Raw genomic sequence first — 25,068 nt, 5'->3', positions numbered from 1 at the left:
CCCTTCATGCTCGTTGCACGACCCTTGCTTGCGGATCGTCTGCTAAAGCCCGTTATGCGCAGCGTGTTGCTCAGCGTTGTGCTGGGCCTGGCCAGCAGCGCCCTCGCCGAGGCAGCCAGGCCGGTGCAGCTGGACGCGGTCACTGTGCGAGCCTACAACATCGGGCTCGGCCCGCTTGGCGTGACCCTCTCGAGCTTTGCCGTGGACGCCGGTATCGCCTTGTCGTTTCAGCCGTCGATCACCGAAGGCCTCGTCAGCCCTGGGTTGTCCGGCAGCTACTCGGTGCAGGAAGCGGTGTCTCGACTGCTCGAAGGCAGTGGTTTGGAGATGGTCGCTCGCAGCGACGGGACCTGGACGCTGGTAGTGCGCCGGGTCACGTTGGCGGACACCAAGGTCGAAGGCATCGACACGCGCACCGACAGCTTGCCGCCGGTGCTTGCGGGCGGTCAGGTCGCCCGCGGCGGACGCCTTGGCATTCTGGGCAACCGCGATGCGATGGACGCTCCGTTCAGTGTCAGCAGCTACACCTCGACACTGATCAAGGACCAGCAGGCTGTCACCGTCGGCGACTTGCTGGAGCGCGACTCATCGGTGCGTTCCACAGGGCAGACAGGGGGGATTGTCGACTCGTTCTTCATCCGTGGTTTTCCGGTCGGCGAAGGCAACCTCGGTGAACTGGCGTTCGACGGCGTGTACGGCGTGGCCTCCAACTACCGGGTGTTCACCGAGTACGCAGAACGGATCGAACTGGTCAAAGGCCCCGGCGCCCTGCTCTACGGCATGTCGCCCAACAGCGGTGTCGGCGGCGTGATCAACGTGGTACCCAAGCGTTCACTGGACGAAGACCTGACTCGTTTCACCACCAGTTACGCCTTGAATACCCAGCTCGGCGGCCACCTCGATGTCAGCCGACGCTTCGGTGAAGAACGCCGCTTCGGCGTGCGGATCAATGGCAGCGTCCAGCAAGGCGATACGGCTATCGACAAGCAATCCCGAGAGGTCGGTATCGGCGCGATGTCCCTTGACTACCAGGGCGAACGCCTGCGCACCACCCTGGACCTGATCAATCAGAAAGAGAGTTTCGACGCCGCATCCCGCCCCTTCCTGATTGCCTCCGGCGTGGAGATTCCGTCCGCAGCCAACGGCCGCACCAGCGTCAGCCAGGAATGGGGCTGGTCGGAAACCCGCGACAAATCGGCGTTGCTCGGCGGCGAATACGACCTCAACGACAACCTGACAGTGTTCGCCCACGCCGGCGGTGGCCGATCGGATGTCGCGCGCATGTCCGACCAGACGCCGACCATCATCAACGAAGCGGGCGACACCTCGTCGATCCCCGGCTATTACAAATTCGAAGTCCAGCGCTACACCGTCGATGCCGGTGCGCGGCTGCGGTTCGACACCGGGCCGATCAGTCATAGCACGGCGCTACAAGTCACCCGCTACCGCGATAACCTGTCCCGGGGGATTATTTCCGGCCCGGCGATCCTGTCGAACATCTATCACCCGCTCGATCGCCCGAAACCCGCGATCGCCAAGCCGGATACCCCGAAGGTTTCCGAAAGCGAGCTGTCGGGCGTGGCCCTCGCCGACACCCTGTCGGTGCTCGATGAACGCCTCCAGGTCACGCTCGGCGTGCGCCAGCAGAACATCAAGTCGGATAACTACAACACGGCCGGCTCAATCACCACGTCCTACGACAAAAGCAAATCCACGCCGCTGTTCGGGGTCGTCGCCAAACCCTGGGATCACGTGTCGTTCTACTACAACTACGTCGAAGGCCTGAGCAAGGGTGACATCGCACCATCCGCTGCTGCCAACGCGGGCGAGATCTTCTCCCCCTATGTGTCCCGCCAGCAGGAAGTCGGGGTCAAGCTCGACTACGGCCGTTTCATGTCCACCATCGCTCTGTTCCAGCTTGAAAAGCCCAGCGGTGAACTGGCATCCGGGGTGTTCTCGGTCAATGGCGAACAGCGCAACCGGGGCGTCGAACTGAACATGGCGGGCGAGATTGCAACAGGCACACGCCTGATCGGGGGCGTGACGCTGCTCGACGGCGAACTGACCCGAACCGGTGTCGCTGCCAACCGTGGCAACAAACCGGTCGGGGTTCCCGAAGTGCAAGCCAACCTCTGGGCCGAATGGGACGTGCCGCAGGTCGAAGGCCTGACATTGACCAGCGGCGCGATCTACACCGGCAGCCAGTACGTCAATCAGGCCAACACCCAACAACTGGACGCCTGGACCCGCTTCGATGTCGGCGCGCGCTACGCCACTCGCATCGCCGAACGGCCGACCACTTTGCGGGCCACCGTGCAGAACGTGTTTGACCGTGAATACTGGTCGGGCGTCGCCTCCTACGGCGCGTTCTCCCAGGGCGCGCCTCGGACCTTGTTGCTCTCGGCCACTGTCGATTTCTGAAACGTCCGGCCCGGAGCGGCGCCTGGCGTCGTGGTCCGATCCGGCTTTTGCAAAGGCATACACCATGGTTAATGTTTTTCGCCGCCGCCAGACCTTCGCCGCCCTGCTGATCGCCGGGCTGCTGGGTTTGTCGATTTCTTCCTTGATGCCAAGCCGCGTACAGGCTGGCGAAGCGGATCCGGCACTGGGCACCGTGACTGACTTGCAGGGCCGCACGGTCAAGGTTCACCTGCCGGTGCGCCGGGTCATTCTGGGTGAAGGTCGCCAGCTGTATCTGGTGGCCGCGCTGGATACGCAGAACCCTATCGAACGCATCGTCGGCTGGCGCAAGGATTTGATCCAGTCCGACCCGGATACCTATAACGCCTACCTGCGCAAATTCCCCGACATCGCGAAAATCCCGACCTTCGGCGGTTTCGAGAGCGGCACCTTCGACATCGAGCAGGCGATCTCGCAGAAGCCTGACGTGATCATCCTCAACATCGAAGCGCAGCATGCAACCGAGGATGCCCGCTACATCGAGAAACTCGACGCCTTGGGCATCCCGGTGGTGTACGTCGACTTTCGCAACAACCCCATGCAGAACACCGAGCCGACCATGCGCCTGTTCGGCAAGTTGTTCGGCAAGGAAGAGCGCGCCGAAGCGTTCATCGATTTTCGTAACCAGCAGATCCACCGCGTCACCGACGTGATCGAGAAATACCATCCTGCCCGTCCCAACGTGTTCATCGAGCGCATCGGTGGCTATACCGATGATTGCTGCCTGAGTTTCGGCAACGAGAACTTTGGTCTGTTCGTCGACATGGCCGGTGGCAATAACATCGCCCGTCGGATCATTCCGAGCACCTTCGGGCAACTGAACCCTGAGCAAGTGATCGTCGCCAATCCCGACCATGTGGTGGTTACCAGCGCCGACTGGGAAGCCTTTGCGCCGGGGGGCCATTGGGTCGGCGTCGGCCCGGGCGCAGACCTGACCGAAGCCCGGCGCAAACTGGCCTGGTACACCCAGCGCCCGGCCTACGCCGGCATCAAGGCGCAGAACACTCAGGCGTTTCATGCGATCTGGCACCAGTTTTACAACAGCCCTTACCAATTCGTGGCCATTCAGCAATTGGCCAAATGGTTCCACCCGGAACTGTTCGCCGATCTTGATCCCGATGCGGAATTTCGCGAGATGCACGAGCGCTTCCTGCCGGTGCCGTATGAACCGGGCTATTTCGTCAGCCTGCAAAAAACCGAGGACAAGCCATGAGTTCGCTGGGCGAAGCACCGATTGTGCAGAGCGTCACCTACCGGCGGCTGGTGCTGCGTAAACGGCTGATTCTGCTAGGGCTGGCCGTGCTGCTGATCTTCAGCGTGTTGCTCGATCTGGCGCTGGGCCCGGCCCGTTACAGCCTCAGCGAAGTGCTCGGTGCTTTGTTATCGCCGGAAACCGCATCGGCACAAGTGCGGGTGGTCATGTGGGACATCCGCCTGCCGGTGGCGTTGATGGCGGTCGCTGTCGGCGCGGCGCTTTCGCTCGCCGGGGCGCAGATGCAGACCATCCTCAACAACCCGCTCGCCAGCCCGTTCACCCTCGGTATTTCGGCGGCGGCCGGTTTCGGCGCGGCGCTGGGGCTGGCCTTCGGCGTGGCGCTGTTTCCGCTGGCGGCGCAATACATGGTGCCGCTTAACGCGTTCATCATGGCGATGCTCTCGGCGCTGTTGATTCACTTCATGAGCATGCGTCGTGGCGTGACCGCCGAAACCATCGTGCTGCTCGGCATCGCCCTGGTGTTTACCTTCAATGCGTTACTGGCGCTGGTGCAGTTTTTCGCCACCGAACAAGCCGTGGCAGCCGTGGTGTTCTGGACCATGGGCAGCCTGACCAAGGCCACGTGGCCGAAACTCGGGGTGATCTGCGTGGTGATCCTCATCACCCTGCCGATCTTCGCCAAACGTGCGTGGGCGATGACGGCCCTGCGCCTGGGCGACGACAAGGCTGCGAGTTTCGGCATCAACGTGCGCAGCCTGCGCTTTCAAACGCTGATCATGGTCAGTCTGCTCGCTTCGTTTCCGGTGGCGTTCGTTGGCACGATCGGCTTCATCGGGCTGGTTGGGCCGCACATCGCGCGGATGCTGATCGGCGAGGATCAGCGGTTTTTCCTGCCGGCCTCGTTGCTGACCGGTGCGCTGATCCTGTCCGCCAGTTCGGTGGTCAGCAAGACCCTGATCCCGGGAGCGATATTCCCCATCGGTGTGGTCACGTCACTGATCGGCGTGCCGTTCTTCATTTCTCTGATTCTCAACGGTAAGAAAAACTCATGGTAAAGATCCGGCTCGACAACCTCGGCGCCCGCTACGGTCAGCGCGAGATCATTTCCGGCGTCAGTACCGCAACGTTTACCGGCGGCCAGGTCGTGGCCGTCGTCGGTCCCAACGCGGCAGGCAAATCGACGCTGTTCAAGCGCATGGCCGGGCTGATCGACGGGCCGGGCGAAGTGATTCTGGAAGGCTCGAAAAAAGGCACTCAAGGCATCAGCTACATGCCCCAGGGCCTGAACGCCAGCGCCCGGCTCACGGTGTACGAATCGGTGCTGCTGGCGCGCAAGCAACTGACGCCCAACTGGGCGGTTCACGATGATGAACTGAAACTGGTGGACGAGATTCTCGAAGCACTCGGGATCACCGAACTGTCGTTTCGCAACCTCGGTGAACTGAGCGGCGGCCAACAGCAATTGGTGTCAATCGCCCAGACGCTGGTGCGCGAACCGGAAATCCTGCTGATGGACGAACCCACCAGCGCACTCGACATGCACCGGCAGGTTCAGGTTTTGAACTTCATGAAAGCCCTCGCGCGCCGTCGCGAAGTGATCGTGTTCATCGCCATCCACGACCTGAATCAGGCGCTGCGTTTTGCCGATCAGGTGCTGGTCATCGCGGGTGGCACGGCCCATGGCAGCGGGCCCAGCCATGAAGTCATCACCGAACCGATGCTGCGCGCGGTCTACAAGGTCGAGGCGCGGATCGAACAATGCAGTCGCGGGCAGCACCATATTCTGATCGATGACATTGTTTGAGGGTTGGCCCTCAGAGCAGACTCCACGACACCCCGACATACATCGCCATGCCCTCACCCGGTGTGGAGCGTGCGGCGTCCAGTCCTTTATCGTCATAGCCCGGCGTAACGGTAGCGGCGTAGTGCTTGTCGGTCAGGTTGCGCATGTCCAGCCAGGTCTGCCAGTCGCCCTTGGGGGCGTTGTAACCGAGGGTCGCGCCGAAGGTGGCGTAAGGATCGGCGTAATAGCTGTTGGCGTAATCCACTGCGGTTTTCGAGACCAGTTGCGTGTTGACCGCTGCGAAGAAACCTTGTGGAAAGTCGTAGCGCAGTTCGCCCTGGTAGTAATGCATCGGCAGGCCCGGCAGGCGGTTGTCGCCGAAGCGATCGTCGTCGCGGTAATGGAAGTCGCTGAAGGTGTAGGCCTGGCGCAGGCTCAACTTGCCGCCATCGTTCGCTGACCACAGGTTGCTGAGCAGACTGGCTTCCACGCCTTGGTGCACGGTCGGGCTGGCGTTGAGTTCGTAAGGCGTGGTCGCGTTGGCGTCCGGCAACACCGAAAGCAATTCGTGTCGCACCTGAGCGTAGTACCACGCCAGACTCCATTCGCCGAGCGCGCTGTCGCCTCGGCCGCCGAGTTCCAGGGTGGTGGCGGTCTGGTTTTGCAGTTTGACCGGATCACGCTGGGTGCCGGTGGCGGCGCCGCTGCCGGTCGGGAAGCGTATGTTGGAGCTATAGATCAGCGACCACGGATGCGGCGCTTCGACCGAACGGCTGAGGTTGCCGAACAGTTGCAGGTCCGGCGTCACCTGATAGCGCAGGCCCAGACGTGGTGCGTAATCCCAGTCGCCGAGGCTGGTCTTGCCGCCACCCTCAGGGTAGGTCACCGCGCTTTCGCGACGGGTGTAGATCGCGGCGAGGCCGGTGGTCAGCCACAGGTCGTCGGCGATTTCCAGGTCATTGCCCACGTGCAGGACAGAATCCGAGCCCTGATAACTGAAGTTGCGCATGTGGATGCCCGGCGCGTAACCGGCGGTGTTGCCGGTGGGAATCCGCACCCGTTCGCTGGCACCGTCATTGGGCAGGTGCTTGGTGACTCGCAGGCCCACGGTGCTGTTGCTCTCCATCCCCCAGAGCGTGTCGCGGCGCTTGTAGTCGAACGTGCCGCTGACATCGGTGTAGGCGACCTTCAGGCGATTGGGGCCTTCGCGCAGGTCCATCGGGTAATCGTGATAGACCAGACCAGTCTGGATGCTCGAATCGTCGTCGATGTAGTACGTGGTCTTGTTGCCGATGAAGGTGCTGCCGGGTTGGTCGCGGCTGTCGTTGCGCGTCACGTAGGCCGGGTTGGTTGCGCGCGGATCGTGTTCGATGGAGTGTTTGGTCACCCGGCCGGCGAGGTCGTTGTCGGTCTCGCGGTGACGGATGTAGAAGCGGGTTTCCAGATTCGGATTGAAGCGATAGCCGAAGTTGGCGATCACGCCCTGGCTCTTGCTGGCGGTGTGATCCTGATAACCGTCGGAATGCGCGTCGGTCATCGACAGGTAGTAATCGAAATCGCCCAGCACCTGGCCGGAGCTGACTTGTCGCTGAGCGTAACCGTGGCTGCCCATGACATAGCGCACATTCAGCAGTGGCGCGTTATAGCCCGTGTGGCTGACGTAATCGACGGCGCCACCGAGGGCCAGCGCACCGCGATCAAAACCGTTGGCGCCGCGCAGCACTTCCACATGATCCAGCCACAGCGGCTCCAGCAGTTCATAAGGCGTGCCGCCGGGGCCGGTCAGCGGCAGACCGTCGAGCATCGTGTACAGGCCCGAGGCGTGGGCGCCGGGGGCACGGTTAATGCCAGAGCCACGGATCGAGATTTTCGTCCCTTCGTTGCCCGCCGACTGGGCATAGACACCGGGCTGATACGCCAGCACGTCCTGATTGCTCGCGACCCGGCCCTGCAATGGCTGGCGCATATCGACCACGTTGCTGCCACCCGGCACCTGGGCCAGACGAGCCTTCGCCTCTTCCACCGACAGATCGTCACCGCTCTGATCCTCGGCGCCGATCAGCACTTGCCCCAGTTCCAGCCCCTGGGATTGCGCCTTGACCGGACAGACAAGGGCCAGCCCCAGCAAGGCAGCGGGCAGGGTTTTGAGCGAAGGCATCGGGTGAACTCCAGACAGGCGGGAACGGACAGTGACAACTGCGACGCATGAATGAACGAAGGAAACACATGGAGATTTTGTTTTTTGTCAGGTAAACAGGCGGCTGAAATGCCGGGCTGTGATTTGAACAAGGAGATGCAGGGATGGCCGAAGAAGTTCTGAAGTCGAAGATGGTCAACTTTCTGGTGACCGATGCTGAACTGAACTACGACGATGTGGGCGAATTCTACGAGGTCGTGGGGAGCGGCAATGTCGGCATACTGGCCGGGGTGCTCGAGGGATTCAGAAATCACTATGGCGGATTGTGGGTGGGCGGCAGAGTCACCGTCACCGAAAACGCCGTTTACTTGAATGCCAATGCCATGAACCGCATGGTTCAGGACGGGACACTGGATGTCGAGATACCAATGCCGGCGATCCGCAAGGTCACCGTCGAAGGCGGTTTCGTGACAAAGATCGTCCGTCTCGACACAGACGCCTACAGTGTCAAATTCCGCTGCTACGGTGCCAAGGACGTTGCCTCGCTGATCGCCAGGCAGGCCCTTTCGCAGTCGTTGAAACGCGCGCGCTAGTTCTGGTCTGAAGACAACAGCGCCACCGGCCTTTGAGGTGGCGCCTGGATCACAACGTCAATTCTTGCACTTGGCCAACACCACCTGACAGGTGTTGGGCGTTCCGCCCGAACGTCCGGCGTAGCGCATGCAGTTATTCATGGATTTTTTTTGCGCGATCCCCAAGGTCGCTCCCCACGCAAGACCACCCTCGCCTGACGTCGGCACCGCTTTGGCATAGCAGCGATCACCGGTGGTCGCATAGTGAGCCTTGCTCGAACAGGACGCCGTCAGCATCAGCAGGATCGCGCACAGGCCATACGAGCATCGGCGTACCCAGAATTCGCTCATCTCGTTTCACCTGCAGCAAGTGGGGCTGACCTGTTCAGTCTAGTCGCAATGACTCGCAAGCCGCTCATCACTCTGTCGCCTGCCGGTACTGACGCGGGGTAAACCCGGTCGACGCCTTGAACTGGCGGGTGAACGCGCTGTGATCGGTGTAACCGCATTGCAGCGCCACCTCGGTGATCGGCAGCTCGGTATGCAACAAGCGATGGGCATGTTCCAGCCGCACTTTCTGAATCATCTGCCTCGGCGTCAGGTGAAAGACCCGTTTGCAGTAGCGCTCCAGTTGCGCCACCGAAATGCCGGCGATCCGGGTCAGCTCGCCCAGCGTCACCCGACGATTGAAATGCGCGCGGATGTGTTCGTCGACCGCCGCCAGGCGCTGAAACGCCGGGTGGGTTTCGCTGGCCGATTGCAGGTCCACCGAAATCCCCGCGAGGCCGATGATCTCGCCGTCGCGGTTGTACAGCGGACGCTTGTGCGTCAGGCACCAGCCCGGTTCGCGACTGCCGTACAGATGCAACTCCAGCTGATCCTCCAGCACCAATCCCTCTTCCAGCACCCGCCGGTCCTGCTCGGTATAACCCGGTCCCAGTTGCGCCGGAAACACCTGCGCACTGGTTTTGCCGAGCAGCGGTTTCAGGTCTTTCAAGCCGCAGCGCTGCACCAGCGTGCGGTTGGCCAGGACGTACCGCGCCTGCACATCCTTGATGAAAATTGCCGCGTTCGGAATCACGTCCAGCATCGGCAACAGCGGCGCCACCCCCGCCAGCAGCGCCTCGAGGGTGTAGGGACGATTGTGCGCATCGCCCTGGCTCAGGATCGCAAATGCGTTCTGCATGGTGACGGTTTTCCCCGGTGAGTGGAACGGGCTGAGGCGTTCGCGTGCAGATTGCAGCAACGTTCGAAGCGTGTCGAGCGCCGCTGGCTTTCTTCGCAACTGTGCCGAATTCGTCATCCGCAGCTGCGCAAAACATCAATCGCCCGACGCCCGATGAGTTCACTGATTAGCCGTTCCAGTGACTCACACCTGCCTATCCAATAACTCACAAGAAGGCGATGCCATGTCAGGCCAAGGCAAGTTCAAAAAACAACTTTCATTGATCGACCTCACCTTTATCGGACTGGGGGCGATCTTCGGTTCCGGCTGGTTGTTCGCGGCCAGTCACGTGTCGGCGATTGCCGGGCCGGCGGGGATTTTTTCCTGGTTGCTGGGCGGGTTCGCGGTGTTGCTGCTGGGCATCGTCTACTGCGAACTGGGCGCGGCATTGCCCCGCGCTGGCGGTGTGGTGCGCTACCCGGTTTACAGCCACGGGCCGCTGCTCGGTTACCTGATGGGGTTTATCACGCTGATTGCGTTTTCCAGTCTGGTGGCGATCGAGGTGGTCGCTTCGCGCCAATACGCGGCGGCCTGGTTTCCGAGCCTGACCAAGGCCGGCAGCGGTGACCCGACCCTGCTCGGCTGGCTGGTGCAGTTCGGCCTGCTGTGCGTGTTCTTCCTGCTCAACTACCGCAGCGTGAAGACCTTCGCCAAGGCCAACAACCTGGTCAGCGTGTTCAAGTTCATCGTGCCGCTGCTGGTGATCGGCGTGCTGTTCACCTTCTTCAAACCGGAAAACTTTCAGGTTCAGGGCTTCGCCCCATTCGGACTCTCGGGTATCGAGATGGCCGTCTCCGCCGGCGGTGTGATCTTCGCCTATCTGGGACTGACCCCGATCATTTCGGTGGCCAGCGAAGTGAAGAACCCGCAACGCACCATCCCGATTGCGCTGATCCTGTCGGTGCTGCTTTCCACCGCGATCTACGTATTGCTGCAAACGGCCTTCCTCGGCGGCATCCCGACCGAACTGCTCGCCAATGGCTGGGCCGGGGTTTCCAAGGAATTCGCCCTGCCGTATCGCGACATCGCCCTGGCACTGGGCGTGGGCTGGCTGGCGTATCTGGTCGTCGCGGACGCGGTGATCTCCCCCAGCGGCTGCGGCAACATCTACATGAACGCCACGCCTCGGGTGATCTACGGCTGGGCGCAGACCGGCACCTTCTTCAAGGTCTTCACCCACATCGACGCGAAGTCCGGCATCCCGCGTCCGGCGTTGTGGCTGACCTTCGCCCTGTCGGTGTTCTGGACCCTGCCGTTCCCATCGTGGGAAGCGCTGATCAACGTGGTTTCCGCCGCGCTGGTGCTGAGCTATGCCGTCGCCCCGGTGACCGTCGCCGCGCTGCGTCGCAATGCACCCGACATGCCGCGCCCGTTCCGGGTCAAGTGCATGGGCGTGCTGGGGCCGGTGTCGTTCATCATCGCTGCGCTGATCGTTTACTGGTCGGGCTGGAACACCGTGTCCTGGCTGCTCGGCCTGCAAATCCTGATGTTCGTCGTCTACCTGCTCTGCGGCCGCTTCGTGCCGACCGCCCACCTCAGCCTGTCCCGGCAAGTGCGCTCGTCGGCGTGGCTGATCGCCTTCTACGCGGTGACCATCGTCCTGTCGAAACTCGGCACCTTCGGCGGCCTGGGCGTCCTCACCCATCCGTTCGACACCCTGGTCGTCGCAGCCTGTGCGATGGGCATCTATTACTGGGGCGCCGCCACCGGCGTACCGGCACACCTGCTGCGTCTGGAATCGGAAGAGGATGAAAGCGAAGTCGCTTCGCCGTCCCCCGCCTCCGCCGCCAATTCTCGCGCTGCCGGCGCTTACTGAAATCACTCAACGGGACCTGTCCATGAAACGAGTACACGTCATTGATTCTCACACCGGCGGCGAACCCACGCGTCTGGTGATGAAAGGTTTTCCCGACCTGCCCGGCCGCACCATGGCCGAGAAACGCGACGCCCTGCGCAATCAGCATGACCAGTGGCGCCGCGCCTGCCTGCTGGAACCGCGTGGCAACGATGTGCTGGTGGGCGCGCTGTATTGCGAGCCGGTGTCGCCGGACGCCACCTGCGGGGTGATTTTCTTCAACAATGCCGGTTACCTCGGCATGTGCGGCCACGGCACCATCGGCCTGGTCGCATCGCTGCAGCACCTGGGGCTGATCGCGCCGGGGGTGCACAAGATCGACACACCGGTCGGCCCGGTCAGCGCAACGTTGCATGAAGACGGTGCCGTGACGCTCGGCAACGTGCCCGCTTATCGCTCACGCAAACAGGTGGCGGTGGAAGTGCCGGGATACGGCCGCTTCCTCGGTGACGTCGCCTACGGCGGCAACTGGTTTTTCCTGGTCTCCGAACACGGCCAGACGCTGACGCTGGACAACGTCGACACCCTGACCGACCTCACCTGGAAAATGCTCAAGGCCCTCGAAGACCAGGGCATCCACGGCGAGGACGGCGCGGTCATCGACCACATCGAACTGTTCGCCGATGACGCCGAGGCCGACAGCCGCAACTTCGTCATGTGCCCCGGCAAAGCCTACGACCGCTCCCCTTGCGGCACCGGCACCAGCGCCAAACTGGCTTGCCTGGCCGCCGACGAAAAACTCGCGCCCGGCGAGCGCTGGGTGCAAGCGAGCATCACCGGCAGCCAGTTCGAAGGCCGCTTTGAATGGGAAGGTGAGCGCATCCGCCCCTACATCACCGGCCGCGCCCACATGACCGCCGACAGCACGTTGCTGATCGACGAAACCGATCCGTTCGCGTGGGGCATCTGAGCCGCTGCGCTGCACTTCAACCCCCTCTGAATGACCGTTCCAAGGAGAACAATAATGAGCGACAACATCTTCACCGGCTGCATGCCCGCCCTGATGACCCCGTGCACCGCCGCGCGCAAACCGGACTTCGATGCCTTGGTGGCCAAGGGTCGCGAACTGATCGACATCGGCATGAGCGCCGTCGTGTACTGCGGCTCCATGGGTGACTGGCCGCTGCTCACCGAAGCCGAGCGTCAGGAAGGCGTGGCGCGGCTGGTGGCCGCCGGGATTCCGACCATCGTCGGCACCGGCGCGGTCAACACCCGTGAAGCAGTGTCCCACGCGGCCCACGCGGCGAAAGTCGGCGCGCAGGGCTTGATGGTGATTCCTCGGGTGCTGTCCCGTGGCGCTTCGGCGGCGGCGCAAAAAGCCCACTTCGCGGCGATTCTGCAAGCCGCGCCGAACCTGCCGGCGGTGATCTACAACAGCCCTTACTACGGCTTCGCCACCCGCGCCGATCTGTTCTTCGAGCTGCGACGTGAATACCCGAACTTGATCGGTTTCAAGGAATTCGGCGGTGGCGCCGATCTGCGCTACGCCGCTGAAAACATCACCTCCAAGGATGATGACGTGACCTTGATGGTCGGTGTCGACACCCAGGTCGTGCACGGCTTCGTCAACTGCAACGCCACCGGCGCCATCACCGGCATCGGCAACGCCCTGCCCCGCGAAGTGCTGCAACTGGTGGCCCTGAGCAAGCAGGCCGCCAAGGGGGACGCCAAGGCCCGGCGTCAGGCCCGCGAGCTGGAATCAGCGCTGGCGGTGCTGTCGTCCTTCGACGAAGGCACGGATCTCGTGCTGTATTACAAACACCTGATGGTGCTCAACGGCGACAAGGAATACACCCTGCATTTCAATGAAACCGATGCCTTGAGCGACTCGCAACGCCGTTACGCGGAAGCCCAGTACACGCTGTTCCGTCACTGGTACGAAAACTGGTCGGCGGAGCAAAACTTCGCCTGACCTGCCGCTGCGCTCAAGCCCGCCGCCACCCACGGCGGCGGGCCTTATTCGTGACCTGCTTTATTGATAAGGAATGCGCCATGACCCTGACGGGCCAACTGCTGATCGGTCAGCAAACCCTCACCGGCGACCGCGACGTCATCCACGGAATCAACCCCGCCACCAACACCCCTTTGGAGCCGGCCTACGCCGGTGGCTCTGCCGAGCATGTCGAGCAGGCCTGCGCACTGGCCTGGGCGGCGCTCGACCGATATCGCGAGACATCGCTCGAGGCACGGGCGGAGTTCATTGAAACCATCGCGGACGAAATCGAAGCGCTCGGCGACGAACTGATCGACCGCGCCATGGCCGAGACCGGCCTGCCGCGCCCGCGTCTGCTGGGTGAACGGGGCCGTACCTGCCAGCAACTGCGGCTGTTTGCCCGCACCGTGCGGGCCGGTGAATGGCTGGATGTGCGAGTCGACAGCGCGCAACCGCAGCGCCAGCCGATGCCGCGTTCGGATCTGCGTCAGCGGCAGATTCCATTGGGTCCGGTAGCGGTGTTTGGCGCGAGCAACTTTCCACTGGCGTTCTCGGTGGCGGGTGGCGATACCGCTTCGGCCCTGGCCGCCGGTTGCCCGGTGATCGTCAAGGCTCACGGCGCCCATCCCGGCACCAGCGAACTGGTTGGCCGCGCCGTTGCGCGGGCGGTCAAGGCCTGCGGCTTGCCGGAAGGCGTGTTCTCGTTGTTGTACGGCTCCGGCCGCGAAGTGGGGATTGCGCTGGTCAGCGATCCACGGATCAACGCAGTCGGCTTCACCGGTTCGCGCAGTGGCGGGCTCGCGCTGATTAAAGCGGCACAAGCCCGGCCAGAGCCGATTCCGGTGTACGCGGAAATGAGTTCGATCAACCCGGTGTTGCTGTTTCCGGCAGCGCTGCAGAATCGCGCCGAGGCGTTGGCCCAAGGCTTTGTGGCTTCGCTGACGCTGGGCGCCGGTCAGTTCTGCACCAATCCCGGCTTGGTGATCGCCCGCAAGGGGCCGGCGTTGGACGCCTTTATTGCCGCCACCAGCGAACTGATCCAGCGCAGCCCCGCGCAGACCATGCTGACGCCGGGAATTTTCAATGCCTATGAGTCCAGCGTGAATGCCCTCGCGGAAAATGCCCGGGCGCGTATTGCCGCTGTCGGCCAGCGCGCGACGGAACCGAATCAGGGCCAGGCTCATGTGTTCATCACCGACGCCGCCGACTTCCTCGCCGATCATTCGTTGCAGGCCGAAGCCTTCGGCACCGCGTCCGTGATCGTGCAATGCGCCAGCGACGCTGAAATCCGTCATGTGCTCGAACAGCTGGAAGGCCAACTGACCGCCACGCTGCACTTGGATGACGAGGATCTGCAACAGGCCCGCGCCTTGCTGCCGACCCTCGAACGCAAGGCCGGACGCCTGTTGGTCAACGGCTGGCCGACCGGCGTTGAAGTCTGCGACGCGATGGTGCATGGCGGGCCGTTCCCGGCAACTTCCGATTCGCGCACCACGTCGGTGGGCACCGCGGCGATCCTGCGTTTCCTGCGCCCGGTCTGCTATCAGGATTTTCCCGACAGCTTGCTGCCCACCGCGCTCAGACACGCCAATCCACTGTCGCTGCGTCGCTTGCTCGATGGCCAAAGGGAAACCGCGAAAAATGCCGAATAACCCGCACGACATCGCCGTGGTCGGCGCCGGCATCATCGGCGTCGCGAGTGCCCTGCGCCTGGCCCGTCATGGCTTGCGGGTGGTGGTGATCGACCCGCAGGAACCGGGCCACGGCGCCTCGTTCGGCAACGCCGGGCACCTGGCGACCGAGCAAGTGTTCCCGATTGCCGACAGCTCGATCCTCAAACGCCTGCCGGCCATGCTCATGGACCCGATGGGCCCGCTGCGCCTGGACTGGAAATACCTGCCCCGCGCCCTGCCCTGGTTTACGCGGCTATTGCTGAACCTGCGCTCGGCGCCGTTCCAGCGCACCGTTGCCGGATTGCGCGCGCTGAATGAAAGCTCGCTGGGTGCTTGGCACCGCTTGCTGAATGACATTCAGCGCCCCGAGCTGTTGAAGATGGAAGGTTCGCTGCTGGTGTTCGAACGACCCGACTCACGCCCGGCACTCGAAGCACTGCAGCGACGCATGCAACAGCAACAAGTGCCAGTCGATTGGTGGCAGGCCGGAGCGGTACGCGAGACCGCGCCGCAACTCAGCGAACAGATTCAGGGCGGACTGTTTTTCCCGAACACCGGGCATTTCATCGATCCCTACCGCGTCGTTTGTGAGTTGGTCGAGACGGCGAAAGCCAGCGGCGTGCAGTTTTTGAAGCAGGCGGTTCAGGGCGGGCAACTGCATGAGCATGGCGTCAATCTGATGACCGGAACCGGCACCCTGTCCGCTCGCCAGGTACTGATCGCCTGCGGTGCCCACTCGGCAAAACTCACCGCTGCACTGACCGGCAAAAAAGTCCCGCTGGACACCGAGCGCGGCTACCACCTCATGCTGCATCACGAACATAACCGACTGCCCTTCCCCGTCACCTCGCTGGAACGCAAATTCATCATGACCCCGATGTCCGAGGGGCTGCGCCTGGCCGGCACCGTCGAATTCGCCGGCCTCGAAGCCCCACCCACCATGGCCCGCGCCTGGCAGTTGCATCGGTTGAGCAAGGGCTTGTTTCGTGATGAGTTGAGTGTCGAAGCCGCCACACCGTGGATGGGGTTTCGGCCGTCGCTGCCGGACTCGCTGCCGGTGATCGATCGGGTGTGTGAAGGGAGGGTGTTGCTTGCGTTCGGGCATCAGCATCTGGGGCTGACGCAGGCGGCGGTGACGGCGGAGATGGTTGAAGAGATGGTTTCACCATCGGCGCAGGACACGGCTCGTATTCTGCCGGTGCGCGAGCCCTATCGGCTGGATCGCTTTTGAGTGGCCGTCTATCTGGCGCCCTGCTGGTATTCACGCGGCGTACACCCGAACTCTCGGCGAAACACGGTATGCAGGTACTGCGCGGATTTGAAACCGCACGCGCGGGCAACGTCCGCAATCGGCGTGTCGGTCTTTTCCAGCCCGCGAGTGGCCGCCGCCAGTTTGAAACGCAGAATCTCGTCATGCACGCTGCAGCCCCGCACCGCGCGAAAATGCGACTCCAGCGAGGAACGCGACACGCCGACATAAGCCGCCACTTGCGCGGTCTTGATGCCCTGGCAGGCATATTGGCGGATGAACAGCAGCGCCTGCATCACGTAGGGGTTGCCCAACGGTTGATGCAAGCTCGACACCTGGACGTTGATCGCTTCAGGCGGGACCAGGACATGCGCGCCCGTTGACGGCTTGCCGTGCAACATCTGGTGCAGCAGTTGCGCGGCGGTGCGGCCCATGGTTTCGGTGCCCTGGATCACCGAACTCAGCGGGACCCGGGTCAGGCTGCGGGTCAGCGGGTCATTGTCGATGCCGATCAGCGCCACCTGCTCTGGCACGGCGATGCCGGCGGTCAGGCAGGCTTGCAGCAACTGCCGGGCGCGGGCGTCACTGACCGCGATGATGCCAATGGGCTTGGGCAGGCTTTGCAGCCAGGCGATCAACTGTTCGACGGCGCTGTCCCACAGCGGTGCACTGGTGCCCATGCCGCGATAGACCTCGGCGTGCAAGCCGTCCCGTTGCATCAATCGTAGAAAGGCTTTTTCGCGCTCCTGAGCCCAACGATTGGCCTGCGCCTCAGGCAGGCTGAAGCAGGCGAACCGTTGCAGCCCGGCCTCGATCAAGTGCTCATAAGCCATGGTGATCAGCGCGTTATTGTCGGTGGCGACGTACGGGATTCCTTTCGGATAAGCCCGCTCATCCTGATAAGAACCACCTACCGCCACCACGGGCAACTTGATGTCGGCCAGCGCCTCGCCAATCAGCGGATCGTCGAAGTCGGCGATGATCCCGTCACCTTGCCAACGCTCGATGCCTTTCAAGCGGCAGAGAAAATCCTCCTCCAGGAACAGATCCCAAGACGCGCGCGTGCTGCTCAGGTAGTTGCCGATGCCGCTGATGATGCCGCGGTCATAGATCTTGCTCCCGTTGAACAACAGGGCGATACGGTGAACAGGCGGTACGGTTTTCATTGTTTTCAGGCTTGTTCCGGGCCCCTTGCCGTAGAGGCGGTCTGCACAGACTAGGCGCGCAGAGGGCGAATCTCAATACGCAAAATCGCACTGCGTGTTGGTGATTTTCGCAATCGGCAGGCACAGGGCCGTTGCTAGTATCGGGACACGCCCGAGAACAACAACCAAGAACAACAAGGACATTGCCAATGCCGTACTTCCCCGATGTCGACCGGATTCGCTACGAAGGTCCTGCCAGCGATTCTCCCCTTGCCTTCCGTCACTACGACGCCGACAAAATCATCCTCGGCAAGCCCATGCGCGAACACCTGCGCATGGCCGCCTGTTATTGGCACACCTTTGTCTGGCCGGGCTCCGACGTGTTCGGCGCCGGGACGTTCAAACGCCCGTGGCAACACGCCGGTGACCCGATGGAGCTGGCCATTGGCAAGGCGCAGGCCGCGTTCGAATTTTTCTCCAAGCTGGGTATCGACTACTACTGCTTTCACGACACGGATGTCGCCCCCGAAGGCCACTCGCTGAAGGAGTACCGCAACCACTTCGCCCAAATGATCGATCACCTGGAACGCCATCAGGAAGAAAGCGGAATCAAGCTGCTGTGGGGCACCGCCAACTGCTTCAGCAATCCGCGCTTTGCCGCCGGCGCCGCCAGCAACCCGGATCCTGAAGTGTTCGCCTGCGCCGCGGCCCAGGTCTTCAGCGCCATGAACGCGACTCAACGCCTCAAGGGCTCCAACTATGTGTTGTGGGGCGGTCGCGAAGGTTATGAAACTCTGCTTAATACCGACTTGAAACGTGAGCGCGAACAACTGGGCCGCTTCATGCGCATGGTGGTCGAGCACAAGTACAAGATCGGTTTCAAAGGCGACCTGCTGATCGAACCCAAACCGCAGGAGCCGACCAAGCACCAGTACGATTACGACAGCGCCACGGTGTTCGGTTTTCTCCAGCAGTTCGGTCTGGGAAAGGAAATCAAGGTCAACATCGAGGCCAACCACGCGACCCTGGCCGGTCATAGTTTTCATCACGAGGTGGCGACGGCCGTCTCGCTGGGGATTTTCGGCAGCATCGACGCCAACCGGGGCGATCCGCAAAACGGCTGGGACACCGATCAATTCCCCAACAGCGTCGAGGAAATGACCCTGGTCACCTATGAAATCCTCAAGGCCGGCGGGTTCGGCAATGGCGGGTTCAACTTCGACTCCAAGGTACGCCGCCAGAGCCTCGACGAGGTCGATCTGTTTCACGGTCACGTCGGCGCCATGGACGTCCTCGCCCTGTCGCTCGAGCGGGCCGCCGCCATGGTCCAGAACGACCAGCTGCAACGGCTCAAGGACCAACGCTATGCCGGCTGGCAGCAGCCCTTCGGCCAGTCGGTGCTGGCGGGTGAGTTCAATCTCCAATCCCTGGCCGAGCACGCCTTCGCCAACGAACTGAACCCGCAGGCCGTCAGCGGTCGGCAGGAAATGCTCGAGAACGTCGTCAACCGGTTTATCTATCGCTGATCGCCAATGAGGACTGCGGACGCTGTGACATTTGCGCGACAAATCTGTAGTCCGTTTCGCCTGCTGATTCTCTACAGTTCCACCAGCCCGATATTCATCGTCAGGCCGTGTCTTTCAAACAAAAATAAAAGGACGCACCACCATGAAGAACGTAAAACGCACGCTGCTGGCCAGCGCCCTGGCGCTGTTGTCGTTACCGGTTATGGCCGATGCTGCCCATCCGAAAATCGGTTTCTCCATTGATGATCTGCGGCTGGAACGCTGGTCCCGTGACCGGGATTACTTCGTCGCAGCGGCGGAAAAAATGGATGCCAAGGTCTTCGTGCAGTCGGCCGATGCCAACGAGCAGAAGCAGATTTCGCAAATCGAAAACCTGATTTCCCGTGGCGTCGATGTCATCGTCATCGTGCCATTCAACGCCACCGTGCTGACCAATGCCGTGGCCGAGGCGAAGAAAGCCGGCATCAAGGTCGTGTCCTATGACCGTCTGATACTCAACGCCGATATCGACGCCTACATTTCCTTCGATAACGAAAAGGTCGGCGAGATGCAGGCCAGCGGCGTACTGCACGCAGCGCCCAAGGGCAATTACTTCCTGCTGGGTGGTGCGCCCACCGACAACAACGCGAAAGTGTTGCGCGAAGGTCAGATGAAGGTGCTGCAACCGGCCATCGACAAGGGTGATATCAAGATCGTCGGCCAGCAATGGGTGAAGGAATGGAACCCGACCGAGGCGCTGAGCATTGTTGAGAACGCCCTGACCCGCAACGACAACAAAATCGACGGCATTGTCGCCTCCAACGACGCCACGGCGGGCGGCGCCATTCAGGCCCTGGCCGCTCAGCAACTGGCCGGCAAGGTGCCGATCTCCGGACAGGACGCGGACCTGGCAGCGGTCAAGCGGGTCATCGCCGGCACGCAAACCATGACGGTGTACAAACCGCTGAAACTGATTGCCTCCGAAGCCGCCAAACTCTCGGTGCAACTGGCGCGTAACGAGAAACCTGTCTACAGCTCGCAGTACGACAATGGCAGCAAGAAAGTCGACACCATCCTGCTCACCCCGACCCCGTTGACCAAGGACAACATCGAGCTGTTGGAACAGGACGGCTTCTACACCAAGGCGCAGATCGCCGGACAGTAACACTCGTTGAGTGATGCCCCCGCAGGCGTTCCGCTCCTGCGGGTTGAGCCCCGTATCTGCCGCTTATGAGCCTCTGCCATGTCCGACTACCTGCTGCAAATGAACGGCATCGTCAAAACCTTCGGCGGTGTCAAAGCGCTCAATGGCATCGACCTCAAGGTCCGGCCGGGTGAGTGCGTCGGGCTGTGCGGCGAGAATGGCGCCGGCAAGTCCACGCTGATGAAAATCCTGTCTGCGGTTTATCCCCATGGCACCTGGGACGGTGAAATCCTCTGGGACGGTCAACCGCTCAAGGCGCAGTCGATCAGCGAAACGGAAGCCGCCGGCATCGTCATCATTCACCAGGAACTGACGCTGGTTCCCGACCTCTCGGTGGCCGAAAACATTTTCATGGGCCATGAGCTGACGCTGCCGGGTGGGCGGATGAATTACCCGGCGATGATCCACCGTGCCGAAGCCCTGATGCGTGAACTGAAAGTGCCGGACATGAACGTTTCGCTGCCGGTTTCGCAGTACGGTGGCGGTTATCAGCAACTGGTGGAAATCGCCAAGGCGCTGAACAAACAGGCGCGCCTGCTGATCCTCGATGAACCTTCGTCGGCCCTGACCCGTTCGGAAATCGAGGTGCTGCTGGACATCATCCGCGACCTCAAGGCCAAGGGCGTCGCCTGCGTTTACATCTCGCACAAGCTCGATGAAGTGGCCGCCGTGTGTGACACCATTTCGGTGATCCGCGACGGTCAACACATCGCCACGACCGCCATGGAAAACATGGATATTCCACAGATCATCACCCAGATGGTCGGTCGGGAAATGAGCAACCTCTACCCCACCGAACCCCACGATATCGGCGAGGTGATTTTCGAGGCGCGCCACATCACCTGCTACGACGTCGACAACCCCAAACGCAAACGGGTCGACGACGTTTCCTTCAGCCTCAAACGCGGGGAAATCCTCGGCATCGCCGGGCTGGTCGGTGCAGGTCGCACGGAGCTGGTGACCGCGCTGTTCGGCGCCTACCCCGGTCGCCACGAAGGCGAAGTCTGGCTGGACGGTAAACCTATAGACACGCGCACGCCGCTCAAATCAATCCGCGCCGGCGTGTGCCTGGTGCCCGAGGACCGCAAGCGTCAGGGCATCATTCCCGACCTGGGTGTCGGCCAGAACATCACCCTGGCCGTGCTGGACAGTTTCTCGAAACTGACCCGCATCGACGCCGAAGCCGAACTGGGCAGCATCGATCGGGAAATTTCCCGCCTGCACCTCAAAACCGCGAGCCCGTTCCTGCCGATCACCAGCCTTTCCGGGGGCAATCAACAAAAAGCCGTGTTGGCGAAGATGCTGCTGACCCGGCCCCGGGTGCTGATTCTCGACGAGCCGACTCGAGGGGTGGACGTCGGCGCCAAGTACGAGATCTACAAGTTGATGGGGATGCTGGCCGCCGAAGGCGTGTCGATCATCATGGTGTCTTCGGAGCTGGCCGAAGTGCTCGGCGTTTCCGACCGCGTCCTGGTAGTCGGCGAAGGTCAACTGCGGGGTGACTTCATCAACCATGAACTCACCCAGGAACAGGTGCTCGCCGCCGCACTCAGCCAGCCTGACAGCCATAACAATAAAGATCGGAAATCCGCGTAAATGAATCAGGTCAAACAACTTTTCACCCGCTACAAGATGCTCGCACTGGTGTTTGCCGTGGCGTTGATCTGGCTGTTTTTCAGCTGGCAGACCGAGGGCGGATTCCTGACACCACGCAACCTCTCCAACCTGCTGCGCCAGATGTCGATTACCGGGATTCTCGCTTGCGGCATGGTGCTGGTGATCATCAGCGGCGAGATCGATCTGTCGGTCGGCTCATTGCTGGGCCTGCTCGGTGGCGTGGCAGCCATTCTCGATGTTGTCTATCACATACCGCTGCTGGCGAATCTAAGCCTTGTGGTGGTGTGCGGACTGCTGATCGGCCTCGCCAACGGCTACATGGCGGCCTACCTGCGCATTCCGTCGTTCATCGTGGGGCTGGGGGGCATGCTGGCTTTTCGGGGGATTTTGCTGGGAATAACCGGCGGCACGACCATTGCGCCGGTGTCGCCGGAACTCGTCTACATTGGCCAGGGTTATCTGCCACATGCGATCGGCGCGGGTCTGGGCGTCCTGCTGTTCGCACTGACGTTGTTCCTGACCTGGAAACAACGGCGCAATCGCGCCCTTCACGGTCTGGCAGCACATTCATTGGTGCGTGACGTGGCACGCGTGTTGTTGATCGGCGCGGTGCTGGCCGGTTTCGTCCAGACCCTCAACAGCTATGACGGCATTCCCGTGCCGGTCCTGCTTCTGCTGATCCTGCTGGGCGGCTTCAGCTACGTGACCAGCCAGACCGTGTTTGGCCGACGCGTGTATTCGGTGGGCAGCAACATGGAAGCGACGCGCCTGTCCGGTATCAATGTGCAGGCCGTGAAGCTGTGGATCTTCGGGATCATGGGCGTGATGTGCGCCCTCGCCGGTGTGGTCAATACCGCACGTCTGGCCGCCGGCTCACCCTCGGCCGGCAGCATGGGCGAACTCGACGCCATCGCCGCCTGCTTCATCGGCGGCACCTCGATGCGCGGCGGTTCCGGCACAGTCTACGGCGCCCTCCTCGGTGCGCTGGTCATCACCAGCCTGGACAACGGCATGTCCATGCTCGACGTCGACAGCTACTGGCAGATGATCGTCAAGGGCAGCATTCTGGTGTTGGCTGTCTGGGTGGATGTGAGTACGCGGACTGGGCGGCGTTGAAATGAAGGCATCTCTGAGAATGCAAAAAGCCTGCTTTTGAAGGCAGGCTTTTCGTTACGCCTGGAGCTTTCCGATATCTAGGAAGGCATCAGCCAGTGCCGTTCAGTGGTCCACCCGAGAAAAACCTTACTTCCCTCACGCTCTTGGTGAGCCGAAGTCAACCGACACCCAGATACCGCCATGCGCAACCCGATCATGGCGGGAAGAAATCGCCCCTGAAATGCGCTGGGTTGAGCCTCGAAATGCACTTCAATGTTTCCAAGCACAGTTTCCAGCCGGGACTGATCCAGCATCGACAGGTAAAACATCATCTGGCGCCACGCATACGCTGTGTTCTTCAACATGACCAGACGCGCGTGGTAGAGCTTGATCTGCATCTGCTGCCGACTGCATATCCATTTGAAACATGCCTCGGCCATTGAGCCCAAACGATCATGTAACAGCGTCTTCAGGTCCAGATCATCAAACAGGATTGCCAGATTTTGCGTGGTCAATATTTGTTGCTGTTCGATGATCGTGCCGTTGTTCGCTGGACTCCATCTACCGATGTCGGCATTCGCCCGCCGCGCGCACAAACCAGCCAGCACACCACTGTTGTTTCGTGAATCCCGCTGCTTGGGTAGTGCAGCCAACTCATCCATATCGATATCGTAATAGCGTGCGTAAAGAGACCCGTCCATCAACCGGACTGAACGCTTGGCAGCCTTTACGAACTTGCCGGAGAAAGCGCCCATGAAAATATCAGCCGCGATTTCCTCTACGAAGGGAAGATCCAGCTTGGCCGATTCGGCAAGCGAAGAAAATTCCTGAAGCAACTTGTTGGGCAGAATGGCCTGAGGAAATGCGGTAAGGGTCAACGCGGACGCTTCGACCAAAGCCTGCCTGGCACCTTCAACCGCAAGAGCACCCGCCTCGTATTCGGTTTCCAAGGCTTTCACCCAAGGCAAGTCATCGATTTTCACCTGACGCTGCATGTTCAGCAGCAATAGAGAGCGTCGACGCCTGAACGCACGATAGGTAGCGACAGACAATGCCCGCAATGCTACGTCTCGATATCCGGCGCTACAGATTTGCGCCGTCATCGCCGGCAGCACTTTTGCCACTGTATCTGCGGATGTAATGACCCTATGTTCAATCAACTCTGCAACCGTTCCCTTTCGGCAACGTTCGAGGCGTCGACGAATCGAAGGAGGAATGGTCTCTCCCACCTTCAACGAGTAAGCCTTAGCCTCTTCGTCGGTGATGGGCGTCAGTAACGGGGCGAAATCAGAGATGCCTTCCGAGACTGGATATCTCGCCAGTCGCACGGAAGCAGCCTTGGCAATCAGATGGTGTGCCGAAGCTGATACGTGATGACGCTGCTGTGCGCGCTTGCTGGAATGATCTTCGGACTCAGGGTGTCCATGCTTGGCTACAAAGTCATCGACGATTCTGCGAATTCGCCCAACCTGGCGCCCCGTTAGCGATGCAGGATCGATAGAGCATTGCTTGAGCAATGCCAGCAACTCCGTCACTCGATCACTGGAATTATCCGTACGACGGGGATCAGCTTCAGTGGCGTTATCAAACTCTTTACCAAGCACCGAAGCACGCTCGAACCACCCTTCAGGGTAATGCCGGCAAGGCCAACCATCGTTGTACGTCAGCAGGAATAGCGAGACCGCCGCGTCGTAGAGAGGCAACCTGCGTTCAACAACATGCTTTTGAACGGCAAGACGAGGCTGGGGTGAGAGAACGGACAGGCGCAGGCTGATTTGGCCAGCATTGAAAACTTCAACTTCAGCCATCGAGAGCGGGCGCTCGTTGGCTGCCGCGGGAAAGAAACGCACTCGTTCGAAGAAAGGCGCGATCTGCTCGATCAACGTCCTGGCTTCTTCGACGCGTTGCTGCCCCAGAAACCAGGCCACTGTCAGCAACGCGGCCTCTTCCGGTACATCGATCCGATAGTCTTCGTTCGTCAATCGCTCTTGCAGCGTTCTGACGCCTTCGTCTGAAAGATGCCACCTATTCAAATCGAGTCGTTCGTAACCCGCTCTAATGCCGGGAATCGATGACGCCAACAGGCGCTCATGAGCGGTCAGCTCGCCACCGGCCAGAAGGTTGCCCGTTGCAAAGCCGCCAGTGGCCACTTCCAGCGTGATCCATTCTGGCAGGTCGGCAAACGGTGTTCGCGAGCCATACAGTGCACGGCCATGCATCAGGTTTTCGAGAACCTTTTGCCAGCGTTCGATCCGGGCAAGTGCTTTCGGACTGGCGTCGTTGTCGCGTGCAGTGAGCGCGCGAGACAGTTGAAAGTGCGCATAACCGGCGTTTATTCCGCCGAGCGCACCCGATTCATCCTCAGGCCTGGACATACTTCCTTGTGACCTACTATGTAG

General features: G+C 61.4%; 19 protein-coding genes. 14 read left to right on the top strand and 5 right to left on the bottom strand.

Annotated features, from left to right (window positions below; translation table 11 throughout):
- Nucleotides 1–6: 6 nt before the first annotated feature.
- The 4 genes from CAG25_RS13690 to CAG25_RS13675 all read left to right on the top strand — a co-directional run bounded on the left by CAG25_RS13690 (nucleotide 7) and on the right by CAG25_RS13675 (nucleotide 5,480).
- Nucleotides 7–2,421 carry a TonB-dependent receptor gene (locus tag CAG25_RS13690; protein WP_085611890.1) on the top strand — a complete coding sequence of 805 codons (2,415 nt, stop codon included), beginning with the start codon at nucleotides 7–9 and terminating at the stop codon, nucleotides 2,419–2,421.
- Between the two features lie 64 nt (nucleotides 2,422–2,485).
- Complete coding sequence (locus tag CAG25_RS13685) at nucleotides 2,486–3,673, top strand: ABC transporter substrate-binding protein (protein WP_085611891.1); 1,188 nt, start codon at nucleotides 2,486–2,488, stop codon at nucleotides 3,671–3,673.
- Nucleotides 3,670–4,731 carry an iron ABC transporter permease gene (locus tag CAG25_RS13680; protein WP_085611892.1) on the top strand — a complete coding sequence of 354 codons (1,062 nt, stop codon included), beginning with the start codon at nucleotides 3,670–3,672 and terminating at the stop codon, nucleotides 4,729–4,731. The genes CAG25_RS13685 and CAG25_RS13680 overlap by 4 nt, the downstream gene beginning before the upstream one ends.
- Nucleotides 4,725–5,480 (top strand): ABC transporter ATP-binding protein, encoded by a 756-nt coding sequence (locus CAG25_RS13675; RefSeq protein WP_039771128.1) that lies wholly within the window; start codon nucleotides 4,725–4,727, stop codon nucleotides 5,478–5,480. The genes CAG25_RS13680 and CAG25_RS13675 overlap by 7 nt, the downstream gene beginning before the upstream one ends.
- A gap of 10 nt (nucleotides 5,481–5,490) precedes the next feature.
- Here CAG25_RS13675 and CAG25_RS13670 read toward each other — a convergent pair whose 3' ends face one another.
- Nucleotides 5,491–7,617, bottom strand: coding sequence for a TonB-dependent receptor domain-containing protein (locus tag CAG25_RS13670; protein ID WP_085611893.1), 2,127 nt, complete (start codon nucleotides 7,615–7,617; stop codon nucleotides 5,491–5,493).
- A gap of 143 nt (nucleotides 7,618–7,760) precedes the next feature.
- On the opposite strand from CAG25_RS13670, the gene CAG25_RS13665 reads away from it, so the two are divergent.
- On the top strand, nucleotides 7,761–8,189 hold the full coding sequence (locus CAG25_RS13665) for a hypothetical protein (protein WP_085611894.1): 429 nt from the start codon (nucleotides 7,761–7,763) through the stop codon (nucleotides 8,187–8,189).
- 57 nt (nucleotides 8,190–8,246) lie between these two features.
- Here CAG25_RS13665 and CAG25_RS13660 read toward each other — a convergent pair whose 3' ends face one another.
- Nucleotides 8,247–8,519 carry a hypothetical protein gene (locus CAG25_RS13660; RefSeq protein ID WP_085611895.1) on the bottom strand — a complete coding sequence of 91 codons (273 nt, stop codon included), beginning with the start codon at nucleotides 8,517–8,519 and terminating at the stop codon, nucleotides 8,247–8,249.
- A 67-nt stretch (nucleotides 8,520–8,586) separates the two neighbouring features.
- Nucleotides 8,587–9,354, bottom strand: coding sequence for an AraC family transcriptional regulator (locus tag CAG25_RS13655; RefSeq protein WP_085611896.1), 768 nt, complete (start codon nucleotides 9,352–9,354; stop codon nucleotides 8,587–8,589).
- Between the two features lie 223 nt (nucleotides 9,355–9,577).
- On the opposite strand from CAG25_RS13655, the gene CAG25_RS13650 reads away from it, so the two are divergent.
- The 5 genes from CAG25_RS13650 to CAG25_RS13630 all read left to right on the top strand — a co-directional run bounded on the left by CAG25_RS13650 (nucleotide 9,578) and on the right by CAG25_RS13630 (nucleotide 16,085).
- Nucleotides 9,578–11,209: an APC family permease gene (locus CAG25_RS13650; protein WP_085611897.1), complete on the top strand. Its 1,632-nt coding sequence runs from the start codon at nucleotides 9,578–9,580 to the stop codon at nucleotides 11,207–11,209.
- Nucleotides 11,210–11,231: 22 nt separating this feature from the next.
- Entirely contained in the window at nucleotides 11,232–12,158 is a 927-nt protein-coding gene (locus CAG25_RS13645) for a 4-hydroxyproline epimerase (protein WP_085611898.1), read from the top strand.
- Nucleotides 12,159–12,212: 54 nt separating this feature from the next.
- A complete protein-coding gene (locus tag CAG25_RS13640) occupies nucleotides 12,213–13,160 on the top strand; it encodes a dihydrodipicolinate synthase family protein (RefSeq protein WP_064595748.1) in 948 nt (315 codons plus the stop codon).
- Nucleotides 13,161–13,240: 80 nt separating this feature from the next.
- Complete coding sequence (locus CAG25_RS13635; RefSeq protein WP_085611899.1) at nucleotides 13,241–14,833, top strand: aldehyde dehydrogenase (NADP(+)); 1,593 nt, start codon at nucleotides 13,241–13,243, stop codon at nucleotides 14,831–14,833.
- Nucleotides 14,823–16,085 (top strand): FAD-binding oxidoreductase, encoded by a 1,263-nt coding sequence (locus CAG25_RS13630; RefSeq protein WP_085611900.1) that lies wholly within the window; start codon nucleotides 14,823–14,825, stop codon nucleotides 16,083–16,085. Before CAG25_RS13635 ends, CAG25_RS13630 begins: the two co-directional genes overlap by 11 nt.
- Nucleotides 16,086–16,093: 8 nt before the next feature.
- On the opposite strand, the gene CAG25_RS13625 is transcribed toward CAG25_RS13630, so the two are convergent.
- A complete protein-coding gene (locus CAG25_RS13625; protein WP_085611901.1) occupies nucleotides 16,094–17,269 on the bottom strand; it encodes a DNA-binding transcriptional regulator in 1,176 nt (391 codons plus the stop codon).
- A 188-nt stretch (nucleotides 17,270–17,457) separates the two neighbouring features.
- Here CAG25_RS13625 and xylA point away from each other — a divergent pair, with 188 nt between their 5' ends.
- From xylA to CAG25_RS13605, 4 genes are all read left to right on the top strand, one after another.
- Nucleotides 17,458–18,774: a xylose isomerase gene (gene xylA / locus CAG25_RS13620; RefSeq protein ID WP_085611902.1), complete on the top strand. Its 1,317-nt coding sequence runs from the start codon at nucleotides 17,458–17,460 to the stop codon at nucleotides 18,772–18,774.
- 142 nt (nucleotides 18,775–18,916) lie between these two features.
- The gene (gene xylF / locus CAG25_RS13615; RefSeq protein WP_085611903.1) at nucleotides 18,917–19,918 is read left to right on the top strand and encodes a D-xylose ABC transporter substrate-binding protein; all 1,002 of its coding nucleotides are present in this window, start codon (nucleotides 18,917–18,919) and stop codon (nucleotides 19,916–19,918) included.
- A 78-nt stretch (nucleotides 19,919–19,996) separates the two neighbouring features.
- The gene (gene xylG / locus CAG25_RS13610) at nucleotides 19,997–21,553 is read left to right on the top strand and encodes a D-xylose ABC transporter ATP-binding protein (protein WP_085611904.1); all 1,557 of its coding nucleotides are present in this window, start codon (nucleotides 19,997–19,999) and stop codon (nucleotides 21,551–21,553) included.
- Nucleotides 21,554–22,690 (top strand): sugar ABC transporter permease, encoded by a 1,137-nt coding sequence (locus CAG25_RS13605; RefSeq protein WP_007958133.1) that lies wholly within the window; start codon nucleotides 21,554–21,556, stop codon nucleotides 22,688–22,690.
- 77 nt (nucleotides 22,691–22,767) lie between these two features.
- Here the strand turns inward: CAG25_RS13605 and CAG25_RS13600 are convergent, their stop codons facing one another.
- Nucleotides 22,768–25,044 carry a hypothetical protein gene (locus CAG25_RS13600; RefSeq protein WP_085611905.1) on the bottom strand — a complete coding sequence of 759 codons (2,277 nt, stop codon included), beginning with the start codon at nucleotides 25,042–25,044 and terminating at the stop codon, nucleotides 22,768–22,770.
- Nucleotides 25,045–25,068: the final 24 nt, after the last annotated feature.

It is taken from the genome of Pseudomonas sp. B16(2017), assembly GCF_002113205.1.
Taxonomy (GTDB): domain Bacteria; phylum Pseudomonadota; class Gammaproteobacteria; order Pseudomonadales; family Pseudomonadaceae; genus Aquipseudomonas; species Aquipseudomonas pharyngis.
Note: the sequence above shows the minus strand (reverse complement) of the source record. Positions and strands in the feature narration are given on the sequence as shown.

Excerpts from the sequence above, each read along its gene's own strand:
- CAG25_RS13690 (WP_085611890.1), top strand. The coding sequence starts at position 7 with ATGCTCGTTGCACGACCCTTGCTTGCGGATCGTCTGCTAAAGCCCGTT.
- CAG25_RS13685 (WP_085611891.1), top strand. The coding sequence starts at position 2,486 with ATGGTTAATGTTTTTCGCCGCCGCCAGACCTTCGCCGCCCTGCTGATC.
- CAG25_RS13680 (WP_085611892.1), top strand. The coding sequence starts at position 3,670 with ATGAGTTCGCTGGGCGAAGCACCGATTGTGCAGAGCGTCACCTACCGG.
- CAG25_RS13675 (WP_039771128.1), top strand. The coding sequence starts at position 4,725 with ATGGTAAAGATCCGGCTCGACAACCTCGGCGCCCGCTACGGTCAGCGC.
- CAG25_RS13670 (WP_085611893.1), bottom strand. The coding sequence starts at position 7,617 with ATGCCTTCGCTCAAAACCCTGCCCGCTGCCTTGCTGGGGCTGGCCCTT.
- CAG25_RS13665 (WP_085611894.1), top strand. The coding sequence starts at position 7,761 with ATGGCCGAAGAAGTTCTGAAGTCGAAGATGGTCAACTTTCTGGTGACC.
- CAG25_RS13660 (WP_085611895.1), bottom strand. The coding sequence starts at position 8,519 with ATGAGCGAATTCTGGGTACGCCGATGCTCGTATGGCCTGTGCGCGATC.
- CAG25_RS13655 (WP_085611896.1), bottom strand. The coding sequence starts at position 9,354 with ATGCAGAACGCATTTGCGATCCTGAGCCAGGGCGATGCGCACAATCGT.
- CAG25_RS13650 (WP_085611897.1), top strand. The coding sequence starts at position 9,578 with ATGTCAGGCCAAGGCAAGTTCAAAAAACAACTTTCATTGATCGACCTC.
- CAG25_RS13645 (WP_085611898.1), top strand. The coding sequence starts at position 11,232 with ATGAAACGAGTACACGTCATTGATTCTCACACCGGCGGCGAACCCACG.
- CAG25_RS13640 (WP_064595748.1), top strand. The coding sequence starts at position 12,213 with ATGAGCGACAACATCTTCACCGGCTGCATGCCCGCCCTGATGACCCCG.
- CAG25_RS13635 (WP_085611899.1), top strand. The coding sequence starts at position 13,241 with ATGACCCTGACGGGCCAACTGCTGATCGGTCAGCAAACCCTCACCGGC.
- CAG25_RS13630 (WP_085611900.1), top strand. The coding sequence starts at position 14,823 with ATGCCGAATAACCCGCACGACATCGCCGTGGTCGGCGCCGGCATCATC.
- CAG25_RS13625 (WP_085611901.1), bottom strand. The coding sequence starts at position 17,269 with ATGAAAACCGTACCGCCTGTTCACCGTATCGCCCTGTTGTTCAACGGG.
- xylA (WP_085611902.1), top strand. The coding sequence starts at position 17,458 with ATGCCGTACTTCCCCGATGTCGACCGGATTCGCTACGAAGGTCCTGCC.
- xylF (WP_085611903.1), top strand. The coding sequence starts at position 18,917 with ATGAAGAACGTAAAACGCACGCTGCTGGCCAGCGCCCTGGCGCTGTTG.
- xylG (WP_085611904.1), top strand. The coding sequence starts at position 19,997 with ATGTCCGACTACCTGCTGCAAATGAACGGCATCGTCAAAACCTTCGGC.
- CAG25_RS13605 (WP_007958133.1), top strand. The coding sequence starts at position 21,554 with ATGAATCAGGTCAAACAACTTTTCACCCGCTACAAGATGCTCGCACTG.
- CAG25_RS13600 (WP_085611905.1), bottom strand. The coding sequence starts at position 25,044 with ATGTCCAGGCCTGAGGATGAATCGGGTGCGCTCGGCGGAATAAACGCC.